The organism is Streptomyces sp. NPDC059534 (assembly GCF_042743475.1).
Lineage (GTDB): Bacteria > Actinomycetota > Actinomycetes > Streptomycetales > Streptomycetaceae > Streptomyces.
This window is the reverse complement of record NZ_JBHWAQ010000023.1, coordinates 61,765-74,230: the sequence shown is the minus strand read 5'-3', so window position 1 is coordinate 74,230 and position 12,466 is coordinate 61,765. Positions and strand designations below refer to the sequence as shown.

Below are 12,466 nucleotides of genomic sequence, written 5' to 3'. Positions count from 1 at the left end.
CCGTCCCGAACCATCCCCGGTCATACCCGCCGAGTGGCCGTCCGGTCGGGGTCAGTGGCCGCGTGGGGCGTACATGATGACCGCCATCCCGGCGAGGCAGATCAGGGCACCGATGACGTCGAAGCGGTCGGGGCGGTAGCCGTCGGCGACCATGCCCCAGGCGATCGATCCGGCGACGAAGACGCCGCCGTACGCGGCGAGGATGCGGCCGAAGTTGTCATCGCTCTGGAAGGTGGCGACGACGCCGTACAGCCCCAGGGCGATGACACCTGCGCCGATCCAGATCCAGCCCTTGTGCTCGCGAAGGCCCTGCCAGACCAGCCAGGCGCCCCCGATTTCGAAGAGGGCGGCGACGGCGAACAGGCTGATGGAGCGGACGACGAGCACGGTGAGGGGCTTTCCGGTCTGATTCGGTGTGGGTGTGGGTGTGGGCGCAGGTGCGGGTGTGGGTTCGAGGAGGGTGGGCGCGAGCAGGACGGCGGGCGGCGCCGCGCGGCCCACCGTACGGGAACGCCCGCGTCCGGCCGGCACGGGAGGTGCCGGCCGGACGCGGGAGGGTCAGGCCAGGGCGAGGAAGAGCTTTTCCAGCTCCTCTTCCGACATGGGTGGGGCGTCGGTGTCGTCGGCGAGGCACTGTCGCATGCCGCTGGCCACGATCTTGAATCCGGCGCGGTCCAGGGCGCGGGAGACGGCGGCGAGCTGGGTCACGACGTCCTTGCAGTCGCGGCCCGACTCGACCATCGTGATCACTGCGGCCAGCTGTCCCTGTGCCCGCCGTAGGCGGTTAAGGACCGGCCGTACCGAATCTTGGTCTACCTGCACGACATCCTCCTTCGCCCCCCTGGCAAGGATACCCCATGGGGTATAAATCAGGACTTTGTTCTGCTCTGCCCGTGTCCCTCCAGGGGCCTGGAAGGTCCGTGGACGGGGGCCGCCGCATCCGGGCGCGGCGCATGCCGGACCCGTCGGAGCCGGGTGGCGAGCGCGGCGGCCAGGACGACCCCGAGGCCCGCCCAGGTGAGCGGCCGGGTCCACAGGGCGGTGTCGACCTGCTGGGCGAGCACGAAGACGCCCATGACGACGACGAACCAGCCGAAAGCCTTGCGGAGCGCGTCCTGGGGGATGCGGCCCGCGAGCCGGCCGCCGACGAGGCTGCCGACCACGGCGGCCGCGGTCACCGTCAGCGCGAGGCGCCAGTCGATCTCCACGCCGGAGAGGTGTCCGGCGAGGCCGGCGAAGGACTTCATCGCGATGACGAGCAGCGACGTACCGACGGCGATGCCCATCGGGAGGCCGCCGAGGATCGCGAGGGCCGGGACGACGAGGAATCCGCCGCCCGAGCCGACCAGGCCCGTCACCGCACCGACGACCAGACCTTCGACCGCGATGTGCTTGAGCGGCAGATCGCCGTGCGCGGGCCGTGTCTTCTTCGCCCCCTTGCGGGGCTTGTGGAGCATCGCGAAGGCGGTGGCCAGCATCATGAGCGCGAACGCGACGAGCAGGACCGTCCCCGGGATGTACTCGGCGAGCCGGCCGCCGCCGTACGCGCCGACCATGCTGAACGCGCCGAACAGCAGACCGGTCCGCCAGCGCACCCGCCGGGCCCGCGCGTGCGGAACGAGCGCGGCCAGACTGGTCACGCCGACCACGAACAGCGACGTGGCGATGGCTTCCTTGGTCTCCTGGCCGGCGAGGTAGACCAGGATCGGCACGGTCAGGATCGAGCCTCCGCCGCCGAGGATGCCGAGGCTGACGCCCACGAGCAGCGAGGCCGCGACGACGAGGACGGTCACGACGTGCTCCGCAGCTCCGCGATCACGGTGCGGATGTCGGGACGCGGACCCCGGTTGTAGGGCAGCTTGGACAGCAGGACGCCCATGGCGCACGAGTTGCTGACGGCCGCGTAGGTGAGGCCGGCTCCGATCGCGGTTCCGATCAGGTGCGCGCCCGGGACGAACACCCCGACGAGGCCGGTGGCCAGCACGATCGAGCCCGCCACGAGCCGCACCTGCCGCTCCATGTCCCACCGCTCGGGACCCCGGTTGAGGGGAGCGCCGGCGGTCTCCCAGGCGACGATGCCACCCTCCAGGACGCGGAGGTTCGGCAGACCGCCCTCGGCCAGTGCCTTCTCTGCCTGCGAGGCGCGGGCCCCGGAACGGCAGACGAGCACCACGTCCTCGTCGAGGTGGGTCAGCAGCTCGGCGCGGTGCTCTCGCAGGGTGGCGAGCGGGACGTTGTACGAGCCCGGGATGTGCGCCGTACGGAACTCGCCGGGGGTGCGCACGTCCAGCAGGCGTGGTGCCCGTCCCTCCTGGACGAGCCGATGCAGCGCGGCCGGGGTGAGGGCGGGGGAGGGCGCGGGGGTGGTGCTCATGGGGTTCCTTTCGGTCGGATCCATATACCCGGGGGGGTATTCGTGAGGGTGTGGGGGGCCCAGATGGACGGAGAGAGGGCCCCCATGGGCGAAGGGGGAGCGGGCTGCCGGATCAGGCCCTGACGATCAGGGCCTGGCTATCAGGCCCCGACAGGCTCCGCCGCCCCGACGGATTCGGCCGTCAGGGCCCAGGCGGCGTAGCCGCCGAGGATGTCGGAGACGTCGGTGAAGCCCTGGTGGCGCAGAAGGCTGGCCGCGATGGAGGAGCGGTGGCCGCCGGCGCAGTGGAGGACGAGGGGCTGGTCGGTGGGCAGCTCGGCGCTGCGTGCGGGCAGTTCGCTGAGGGGGATGTGCAGGGCGGACTCGATGAAGCCGTTCGCCTCGCGTTCGCCGCAGGTGCGGACGTCGACGACGACGGGGGCGTTGTCGCCGGCCAGGGCGGTACGCAGCTGCGCGGCGGTGACGCGGCTGGCCGGGGCGACCTCGTCGGCGAGTGCCGTCAGGGCGTCCTCGGGGTTGCGCAGATAGCCGACGGCGCGGTCGAAGCCGATGCGGGCGAGGCGGGTGACGACTTCCTCCTCACGGTTCTGCGGCGCCATGACGACCAGTTCGTCGGAGGGGTCGAGTACGGTGCCCGCCTGCTCGGCGAAGCGTCCGTCCGCGGGCACGTTCACCGCGCCGTTCAGGTGCCCGGCCGCGAACTCCTGCGGGTCGCGGGCGTCCACCACGACGGCGCCGCCGGCCCGCAGCGCGTCGAACTCGGCGAGCGACAGGGGCCGAGGGGCCGCGGAGGCGTCGTAGCGGACCCGGTCCTTGCGGTTGAGGTCGGCGTCGTAGGCGAAGTAGCCCGGGGCGGCCGACTGCCCGGCGGTGACGAGGGCCACGAAGTCCTCGCGGCTCATCGGCGCGCAGGCGTAGTTGGTGGCGCGCTGCTCGCCGATGGTGGACTGCTTCGCGGTGGACAGGTTCTTGCCGCAGGCCGATCCGGCGCCGTGCGCGGGGAAGACGCGGACCTCGTCGGGGAGGCCCATCAGCTTGTTCTGGACGCTGTCGTGGAGCATCGCGCCGAGTTCGTCGGCGGTGACGCCGACGGAGGCGAGGAGATCGGGGCGGCCCACGTCGCCGATGAACAGCGCGTCGCCGGTGAGGACGCCGTACGGGACGGTGTCGTCGGCGTGCTCGTACACGAGGACACTGATCGACTCCGGGGTGTGCCCGGGCGTCTCCATGATCCGCAGGGTGACGTCGCCGAGGGAGATCCGCTCGCCCTCGGCGAACGTGCGGATGGCGTACTCGGTCTCGGCGCGCCGGCCGTAGCCGATCCAGGCACCGGTCTCGTCCGCCATCTCCAGGTGGCCGGCGACGAAGTCCGCGTGGAAGTGCGTGTTGATCACGCCGACCACCGTGAACCCGTGCGCGGCGGCGTCGGCCAGGTACTCGGACACGTCCCGTCGTGGGTCGACGACCACCGCCTGGCCGGTGGTCTCGTCGGCGACCATGTACGACGCCTGGGAGAGGCAGTCGAGGTAGTACTGGGTGAAGAACACGGCAATCCCTTCATGACGAACGGGCACCTCGCGGTGGGTGCGAGCGTGCCGGGGTACGCGGCGGTGGTACGCCCGACGCGGTGGGTCGAGCTCCCGGAGGGCCGGGGGTTCAGGCGGCGCGAGCCGTCGTGCCGCGCACGAGCGCTCGGCCGCTGCGAGCCCAGCCCGCGGTGCCGCCCGCTACGGATACGGCGTCCAGTCCGCGTGCCGCGAGCTGTTCGGCGGCCCAGGCGCTCCTGTTGCCGCTTGCGCAGATCACGTACACGGGTCGGTCGCCGGGCAGCTCGCCGAGTACGGCCCCGAGCGCCGACAGCGGGGTGCTGAGCGCTCCCGGCACGTGGCCGCTCGTGTACTCGTCGGGCTCGCGGACGTCGATGGCGAACGCGCCTTGGGCGAGCTCGGCCGCGAAGACGTCCAGACCTGCTTCTCGCATCGAGGTATCCCTTGCTATCGATACCCCCCTGGGTATTTACGTACTCGACCGTAAGGTGGCGTCGCGGGGAAGTCAAATACCCCCCTGGGTATCCTGGCTCACAGGGTGGGAGCGCGTCTCCAGGCTCCTGAAATATACCCATAGGGGTATGGTGATCTGCGGATACGTACTGGATGTGCACTGTCAAGGCCCGGAGGAGATGCCTCGTGAACGCCACGCCCACGGACGCCACGCCCACGGTGACGACGCCCGCGGTCGACGCTCCGACCGACGCCGCCGGGCGCCCGGTCCGCCTGGGGCTGCGGGAGAACCGGCTCCAGTTCTCCCTGCTCGTCGTCGTCAACATCGCGGTAGGCGGTCTGGTGGGCCTGGAGCGCACCACCGTGCCGCTCATCGGCACCGACACCTTCGGCCTGACCAGCGACCTCGCCGTCTTCTCCTTCATCATCGCCTTCGGCCTCACCAAGGCACTGACCAACCTGGCCGCCGGAGCCCTGACGGCCCGCTTCCGCCGGAAGCAGCTGCTCGTCACCGGCTGGCTGATCGGCGTACCCGTACCCTTCGCGCTCGCCTGGGCGCCCTCGTGGGGGTGGATCGTCGCCGCGAACGTCCTGCTCGGCCTCAACCAGGGCCTGACCTGGTCGATGACGGTCAACATGAAGATCGACCTCGTGGGGCCCGCCCGCAGGGGCCTGGCCACCGGCCTGAACGAGGCCGCGGGCTACACCGCCGTCGGCGTCACCGCGCTGGTCACCGGCTACCTCGCCACGTCCTACGGTCTGCGGCCCGTCCCGGAGCTCATCGGCGTCGTCTTCGTCGTCGCCGGTCTCGCCCTGGCCCTCGTGGTACGGGACACCGCAGGGCACGTCGCACTCGAACTCGGCCGGCACACGAAGCCGCTGCCCGCGGGGGAGGACACCGGACTGGCGGCCACGTTCGCCCGCACCTCCTGGCGCGACCGCTCCCTGCGCGGCGCCAGCCAGGCCGGTCTGGTCAACAACCTCAACGACGGACTGACCTGGGGTGTCTTTCCCCTGCTGTTCACCGACCACGGCCTCGGCCTGGCCGCCGTCGGCCTCATCAAGGGCCTCTACTCCATCCTCTGGGGCATCGGCCAGATCCCCACCGGCCATCTCGCCGACCGCATCGGCCGCAGACCCCTCATCGTCACCGGCATGCTCGTCCAATCCGGCGGATTCGTCCTCGCCCTCACCCTTCTGGACACCCCGCTCCTGGCCGGGGTCCTCTCCGCCGTCGCCCTCGGGCTCGGCACCGCCATGGTCTACCCGGCCCTCATCGCCTCCGTCTCCGACCACGCCCACCCCGCCTGGCGCGCCAACGCGCTCGGCACCTACCGCTTCTGGCGCGACATCGGCTACGCCGCCGGAGCCCTGTTCGCCGGCGTCCTCGCCGACACGCTCGGCCTCGACGTCACCGTGATCGCCGCCGCCGTCCTCACCGCGGCCTCCGGCCTGCTCGCCGCCCGCTGGATCACCGACCACACGCGACGGCCACCCGCGTGACGGTGTGACCGTGACCGCGGGTACGGTCCCTCTCGCGGCGCGACTCGAAGGCACGTCTTGAAAGCCTGTTCGCCGCGACAGGGAGGGAACGAATGCGCACATCACTGCTTCGGCGTCTGGCCACTGTGGCCGTGACGCTGGGGCTCGGCTCGCTCGGCCTCGTCAGCGCGGGCGCCGCGCCCGCGCGAGCCGCCGACGACTGCCCTTCGGGGTACTTCTGCGCCTGGAAGGGCGACGGCGCGGGTTCGATGTTCAAGACGAACACGAACAAGGCGACGCTGGGCGCCTGGGACAACAGCTTCCGCTCGGTCATCAACCGCACGGCCCTGATCGCCTGCCTCTACGACGACCCGAACTACGGCGTGTCCAGGGGTTACAACACCTACGAGCCCCGGGAGATCTATCGCACCTACATGGAGCCGGGCTCCTACAGCTCGCTGAAGTTCGTCCGCACGGCGCGGGAGTGCGAAGCGGCCGCGTACCCCTACTGGTACGCGCAGACCGCGCCCAGGCCGGGTGGGTTCGGCGACATGAACGGCGACCGGAGGTCGGACGTCCTCGTCCGCGACACCGCCGGGCGCCTGTGGTTCCTGCCCGGCGACGGTTCCGGCCGCCTGGCCGGCAGCGGCGGCTGGAACGCCTTCAACGCCTTCACCCGCCACGGGGACTTCAGCCGTGACGGCCGGGAGGACGTGCTCGCCCGCGAGAAGGCCACCGGCAAGCTGTGGCTCTACCCCGGCAGCGGCACCGGGGGCTTCGGCGCCCGCAAGCTCATGGGCGGCGGCTGGAACGGCATGAGCCGCATCACCGCCTTCGGCGACCTCACCGGCGACGGCCGGTCGGACCTCCTGGCCGTGGAGAAGGCCACCGGCAAGCTGTGGCTCTACCCGGGCACGGCATCCGGCGGCCTCGGCGCCCGCAAGCTCATGGGCGGCGGCTGGCAGACCATGAACGGCCTGGTGGCCGTCGGCGACACCAACGGCGACGGCCGATCCGACCTCTACGCCCGCGAGGCCGCCACCGGCAAGCTCTGGCTCTACCCGGGCCGGGCGGGCTACTTCGGCTCTCGCGTCCTGGTCGGCAGCGGCGGCTGGAACGCCATGGACTCCCTCCTCGGCATCGGCGACTGGTCGGGCGACGCCCGACCGGACCTCCTCGCGCTCGACGGCGACTGGCTGGTCCAGTACCAGGGCACCGGCGCGGGCGGAGTGCGGACCGGCGAGCAGACGACCGCCAGCTGGTGGAGCCTGAACGGCGCCTTCTGACGCGTGCGAGGGCCTTCGCCGACGCGGTGAAGGCCCTCGCTCAAGGCCCTCGCTCAACGCCCTTGTTCCACGACCGACCGACCGATCACCGACCGGCCGGCCGGTGATCGCGCAGCGCGCCCGGTTGACCTTGACACGGTGACAAGGTTTTCACTCCTCATCGAGGAGGTGGTCTCGATGACGATCACGGGACAGAACACGGATATGACGCGAGCGCTCCAGGCCCTGGAGGACGGCCGCTCGTCCGTACGGTTGCGGGCCGCCCTTGCGGTCGGTACGACACCCGACCCACGCTCCGTCGGCACGCTGATCGAGCGCTGCGCGGTCGAGCCCGAGTTCCTCGTCCGCGACATGCTGACCTGGGCGCTCACCCGCCACCCGGTGACCGTGACGCTCCCCGAGCTGCTCCGCGAGGTCCGCTCGGAGCGGGCACAGGCACGGAGCCAGGCACTGCACACGCTCTCCAAGATCGGCGACCGACAGGCGTGGCCGGCGATCACGAGGGAGCTAATGTGCGACGCCGACGAGGAAGTGGCCCGCAGCGCCTGGCGCGCCGCGGTGCTGCTCGTACCGGAGGGCGAGGAGTCCGCGTTGGCCTCCGTACTGGCGACCCAGCTCGGGCGCGGCGAGCGGGAGACGCAGCTGAGCCTCAGCCGGGCACTCGTCGCGCTGGGGGAGGCGATCGTGCCGGCGCTGGAGGCCGCCACGACGGCCCCCGACCCGCAGGTGCGCACCCACGCGCTCGCCACACGGCGGCTGCTGCGCGACCCGGACACGGGCTTCGAGTTCGCGATCGAGGAGGCGAAGCGCGTCGTGGCCCTCGGCGGTTCCGGGCAGGAGTGACAATAGGGCGTGTTGATCGGTGAGGTGGCGCAACGGTCCGGGGTCAGTGCCCGGATGCTCCGGCACTACGAGTCGCTCGGCCTGGTCCGGCCGTCCGCTCGTAGCGGCTCCGGCTATCGGGAGTACGCGGCGGAGGACATCCGGCGGATCTTCCACATCGAGAGCCTGCGGTCGCTGGGACTGTCGCTGCGGGAGATCGGGCGGGCGCTCGAAGAACCCGGCTTCACCCCCTCGGCGCTCGTCGGCGACCTCATCCGCCAGACACGTGACCGCATCGAGGCCGAGACCGAGCTGCTGACCCGGCTGCGCCGCATCGACGCCGCGGACCCCGCCGGCTGGGAGGACGTCCTCCAGGTCGTCGCCCTCCTCCAGGCGCTCGGTTCGACGAACGCCGACGCACGCCAGCGCGCGGCCCTCTCCTCGGCCGACGACGTTCCGGTGCCGGTCGAGGCCCTCGTCGAAGCGGCCCTGAACGAGACCGACGCGAACGTCGCCGGCGCCCTCCGATGGGCGCTGGCGCGCTCGGCCGACGGCGGCACGGGCCTCCTCGCGGAGGGCCTCGCCTCACCGGAGGCCGCGGTGCGGGAACGCGCCGTCCGCACCCTCGCCGAGCTGCCCGGCGGCGAGGCCACCGCCCTGCTGCGGCAGGCCCTCACGAACCCCGACGGGGTGGTCCGCGGGCATGCCGCCCTGGCGCTCGGAGCCCGCGGCGAGGCCGAGGCGCTCCCGATACTCATCGACGTGATCGTGGAAGGGCGCAACGACAGCGACGCGGCCGACGCCCTCGGCGTACTGGCGGACGGCACCGCCACCGCGGACCGCATCGCGACCGAACTCGTCGACCGCCTCGCCCTCGCCACAACGGACGCCCCCGCACGCGGACGTCTGACCCAGGCGCTCGCCGCCGTACCGGGCGCGACGGCCGCACGCGCCCTCGCGGAGCTGTCACACGACGAGGACCGCGCCGTCGCGCTGACGGCCGGGTACCTTCTTCGGCTGCGCGCGGCAGAGTGAGGTCTCCGCCCCGGGTGGCCCGTAAACGGCCCGTGGAGGAGCAGTGGCACCCGACGACGGCCTGCTACCGCGGCGCCATCGGGAGCGCCACCGCCTTCTTCCACACGGTCAGCTGCGCGTCGTCCAACGGCTTCATCTCGCCCTTGAACAGCTGCGCGTGACCGTCCTTGACGGTGTCGGGCCACGCCCGGGTCGCGAACACGTACGTCTCGCCGTCCACCAGCCGGGGCCTCGGCTCGTCCTCCGGCGCGTACGTGACCCGCACCGTCCCCCGTACGTCGCCACGCAGCACCGAGACCACCTCGACCCGGTAGACGTCCGCCGTCCAGCTCCGGAGTTCCCGCTGCTCCTCGAACGCCGCCACCCGGCCGGTGAAGACGTCCTCGGTGTGCGGTGCCGTACTCGCGGGGCTCCGCGCGTCGTCGAACCTCGACTCGTCGTCCCACGCGATCTCGCCGCCGTCCACGGACGAGCGCCCCTTCGAGTCCGGACTGCCGTCGATACACGTGTGCGGCCTCCCGGCCGCGACGCGGACCGGCTCAACGCACCCCGCCCTGCCCTCCCGCGCGGCGAGAATGAGCGGCGGCAACCGGATCAACGGCTTGGGGGAACAGGATGCTGACGGGGATCGTCATCGACGCGCTGGACGTCGCGCGCATGGACCGCTTCTGGCAGGAAGCGACGCAAGGCCGCACGGGCGACCTGCACCTGCGGTTCGTCCCGACCTCGCAACCCAAGACGACGCACAAGAACCGGCTCCACCTCGACCTGGCCGGGGGACCGGACTGGGAGAATGAGGTGGCACGCCTGCTCGCCCTCGGCGCCACGCGGGCCGACATCGGCCAGGGAGACGTCCCGTGGGACGTACTGGCCGACCCGGAGGGAAACGAGTTCTGCGTACTCCGTCCCGGTCACCACGGAGTGCTCGCCGACTCCGGCCTCGTCGCCGTCTGCCTCGACGTCGCCGCCGAGGACCGCCGCGCACAGGAAACGCTCTGGCAGTCCCAGGCCGACTGGTCCGCCCACGAGTCCCACGACTGGGGCTTCCGGCTGCGCCGTACGCCCACCAGCACGGTCTCGCTCGTCATGGGACCGCCCGCGGCGCCGAAGACGACGCGGAACAGACTGCGCCTGGAGATCACCCACCCGGAACGCGAACCCGGCGAGTTCCTCGACGCCGCCGGGAACGAGTACCACGTCACGCGCTGACGCGGACCGCCTCCGCCTGGGCCGTCCGGACGGCAGGGGGCCGGGGCGAGTCGGGCGGCCCGAGCGCATCCTCGCGCTCCGGCCGCCCGACTGGGTTCCGTCCATCCGACATGGCTCCGTCCACCCGACAGGGCTCCGGTGCACCCCGTCGGCCTCCGTCGGGTCCCATCGGCGCCGCCCTGCGGGCGGTCCCTTCGACGGATCCGAGGATGTGACCCACGTCATAAACCCGGTCTTCCTCTTTCCGTTATCGGCGTCCCGGGCGGAGGCTCTCCCTTGTGCAAGGAACTCCACAAGGCAAGTGAAGGACGGGCAGCGTGCAGCGGACCACGGGTTTTGAGCAGCTGACGGATGCAGAGCTGATACGGGCGGCGCAGTACGGCGACACCTGGGCCCGCGAGCAGCTCATCGGCGCCTACCAGCCCCTGGTCCACGCCCTCGCCGCCCGCGCCCTCGACGGCCGCCCCGGCTCCGCCGCCGCCGTGCACGCGGTCGTACGCGACACCCTGAGCCGCGCCGAGTTCGCACTGGGCACCCTCCCCTCCCCGGACGCCTTCCGCCCCTGGCTCGTCGCGATCGGCATCGCGAGCACCCTCGCCCACGCCACCGGCCTCCCCGCCCACCCGGCCCCACCGGCACCCCCCGGCTCCGGCCTCACCGACGCCCTCCCCTGGCTGGACATCGAGGACTCCGTCCTGGCGGCACTGTGGTCCCTGGAGGAGGAAGGGCACCTGAGCCCGTACGAAACGTCTGCCGCACTGAACTGGACCCCCCAGGACACGGCGATGCGCAGGGAAGCCGTACGCCTGCGCCTGGCCGCCGCCCAGTCGGTCACCACCGCCCTCACGCGAGCCCCCCGCTGCCCCGCCCTCCAGGATCAGGCCGCCACCTGGGACGGCCACCCGAGCGCCGCCTGGCGCGACGAGCTCGCCCGCCACACGACCCACTGCGCTTACTGCGCCACCGGATTCGGCGCGGCGACGCATGGCGGCGCGCGCGTGGCGCCCGTAACGGGGGTCCCGGGCGTCGTCGCCCCGGCCGGCTTCGGGGCAGCCGCCGCGACCGACTTCGAGACATTCGCCCCGACCGACTTCGGGGCTGCCGCGCCCGAGTACGGCGACGCGGTCACCCCGCCCGAGTACGGCGACGCCGCCACCCCGCCCGAGTACGGCGCCGTCACCGCGACCGACTTCAGCGCAGACGCCCCGACAGCGACGTACGGTGCCGTCCTCCACGACGTGAACGGCTACCCCACCCCCGCGGAACGCGAAGCCGTCATCGCGGCGGCCGGTCGACGCAGCACTCGCGCCACCCGCCGGCGGCGCCGCCAGACCGACGAACGCAACCGCCGCCGCGCCGTCGTCGCGGCCGGGATGGCCGTCGTCGCGGTGACCGGCGGAGCGTTCTCGCTGCACGCCACACGCGGCGGCAACGAGGACCTCCTGGAGGCCAACCGGGCCTCCGCGCCGGACCTCGACCTCCCCCTGGCGAACGAACCGGGCACCCTCACCGCCTCCCCGTCCACCACCTCGGCAACCCCCTCCACCTCGGCCTCGCCGACCCAGACCCCCGGCACCCCCAAGCGGCCCACCGCCACGCCGAGCAAGGCCCCCCGTTCCACCACCGCGGCACCCGCCACGAAGCGCCCCACCACCCCCGCCCCCACCACCAAGGCCCCCACCCCGAAGAAGACCGCCCCCACCGGCGGCACGGACGACGGCCCGGGCGGCGGCACGCAGCACGACACCGGCCAGTCCTCGGCCGCGGACAAGGTCATCGCGCTGGTCAACGCCGAGCGCGCCAAAGCCGGTTGCGGAGCCCTCACCGCCAACGCCACCCTCAACAAAGCCGCCCAGGGCCACTCCGACGACATGGCCGCCCGCGACTTCTTCGACCACACCAACCCCGACGGCGCCGGCCCCGGCGAGCGCGTCACCGCCGCCGGCTATCCCTGGTCTACCTACGGCGAGAACATCGCCATGGGCCAGAGCACCCCTGAGCAGGTCATGGAGTCCTGGATGAACAGCCCGGGCCACCGCGCCAACATCCTCAACTGCGACTTCAAGGAAATCGGCATTGGCATCCACACCTCCGGCGGCCCGTACTGGACCCAGGTGTTCGGCGCCCGCTGACCCCGGGAGGCGGGAAGCGGAATGTGGGAGGAAGACCCGGCCCCGGCCCGGGTCACGGCCGAGCTGTGACGCGAACGTGTGGACCACCGCACCGTCCGGGTCGATCCATTACCCGAACTCCCCGCC

13 protein-coding genes are annotated in these 12,466 nt (G+C 72.3%); 6 read left to right on the top strand and 7 right to left on the bottom strand.

Going from position 1 to position 12,466, the window contains the following annotated elements:
- Nucleotides 1–51 precede the first annotated feature (51 nt).
- From ACFVZH_RS25835 to ACFVZH_RS25810, 6 genes are all read right to left on the bottom strand, one after another.
- Complete coding sequence (locus tag ACFVZH_RS25835; RefSeq protein ID WP_384900840.1) at nucleotides 52–387, bottom strand: YnfA family protein; 336 nt, start codon at nucleotides 385–387, stop codon at nucleotides 52–54.
- Between the two features lie 171 nt (nucleotides 388–558).
- On the bottom strand, nucleotides 559–822 hold the full coding sequence (locus ACFVZH_RS25830) for a metal-sensitive transcriptional regulator (RefSeq protein WP_384900713.1): 264 nt from the start codon (nucleotides 820–822) through the stop codon (nucleotides 559–561).
- A gap of 47 nt (nucleotides 823–869) precedes the next feature.
- Nucleotides 870–1,793: a sulfite exporter TauE/SafE family protein gene (locus tag ACFVZH_RS25825; RefSeq protein ID WP_384900711.1), complete on the bottom strand. Its 924-nt coding sequence runs from the start codon at nucleotides 1,791–1,793 to the stop codon at nucleotides 870–872.
- A complete protein-coding gene (locus ACFVZH_RS25820) occupies nucleotides 1,790–2,374 on the bottom strand; it encodes a rhodanese-like domain-containing protein (protein ID WP_384900710.1) in 585 nt (194 codons plus the stop codon). The genes ACFVZH_RS25825 and ACFVZH_RS25820 overlap by 4 nt, the downstream gene beginning before the upstream one ends.
- Nucleotides 2,375–2,514: 140 nt before the next feature.
- On the bottom strand, nucleotides 2,515–3,921 hold the full coding sequence (locus ACFVZH_RS25815; RefSeq protein ID WP_384900708.1) for a rhodanese-like domain-containing protein: 1,407 nt from the start codon (nucleotides 3,919–3,921) through the stop codon (nucleotides 2,515–2,517).
- Between the two features lie 109 nt (nucleotides 3,922–4,030).
- A complete protein-coding gene (locus ACFVZH_RS25810; RefSeq protein WP_384900706.1) occupies nucleotides 4,031–4,354 on the bottom strand; it encodes a rhodanese-like domain-containing protein in 324 nt (107 codons plus the stop codon).
- Between the two features lie 206 nt (nucleotides 4,355–4,560).
- On the opposite strand from ACFVZH_RS25810, the gene ACFVZH_RS25805 reads away from it, so the two are divergent.
- From ACFVZH_RS25805 to ACFVZH_RS25790, 4 genes are all read left to right on the top strand, one after another.
- Nucleotides 4,561–5,877, top strand: a complete 1,317-nt coding sequence (locus ACFVZH_RS25805) for an MFS transporter (protein ID WP_384900704.1) — start codon at nucleotides 4,561–4,563, stop codon at nucleotides 5,875–5,877.
- A gap of 92 nt (nucleotides 5,878–5,969) precedes the next feature.
- On the top strand, nucleotides 5,970–7,142 hold the full coding sequence (locus tag ACFVZH_RS25800) for an FG-GAP-like repeat-containing protein (protein ID WP_384900702.1): 1,173 nt from the start codon (nucleotides 5,970–5,972) through the stop codon (nucleotides 7,140–7,142).
- 177 nt (nucleotides 7,143–7,319) lie between these two features.
- Complete coding sequence (locus tag ACFVZH_RS25795) at nucleotides 7,320–7,985, top strand: HEAT repeat domain-containing protein (protein ID WP_384900701.1); 666 nt, start codon at nucleotides 7,320–7,322, stop codon at nucleotides 7,983–7,985.
- Between the two features lie 9 nt (nucleotides 7,986–7,994).
- Nucleotides 7,995–8,999, top strand: a complete 1,005-nt coding sequence (locus ACFVZH_RS25790; RefSeq protein ID WP_384900699.1) for a MerR family transcriptional regulator — start codon at nucleotides 7,995–7,997, stop codon at nucleotides 8,997–8,999.
- Nucleotides 9,000–9,063: 64 nt separating this feature from the next.
- Here the strand turns inward: ACFVZH_RS25790 and ACFVZH_RS25785 are convergent, their stop codons facing one another.
- A complete protein-coding gene (locus ACFVZH_RS25785; protein ID WP_384900697.1) occupies nucleotides 9,064–9,465 on the bottom strand; it encodes a hypothetical protein in 402 nt (133 codons plus the stop codon).
- Between the two features lie 149 nt (nucleotides 9,466–9,614).
- Here ACFVZH_RS25785 and ACFVZH_RS25780 point away from each other — a divergent pair, with 149 nt between their 5' ends.
- Nucleotides 9,615–10,208 (top strand): VOC family protein, encoded by a 594-nt coding sequence (locus tag ACFVZH_RS25780; protein ID WP_384900695.1) that lies wholly within the window; start codon nucleotides 9,615–9,617, stop codon nucleotides 10,206–10,208.
- Nucleotides 10,209–10,525: 317 nt separating this feature from the next.
- On the top strand, nucleotides 10,526–12,340 hold the full coding sequence (locus ACFVZH_RS25775) for a CAP domain-containing protein (protein WP_384900694.1): 1,815 nt from the start codon (nucleotides 10,526–10,528) through the stop codon (nucleotides 12,338–12,340).
- Nucleotides 12,341–12,466 lie beyond the last annotated feature (126 nt).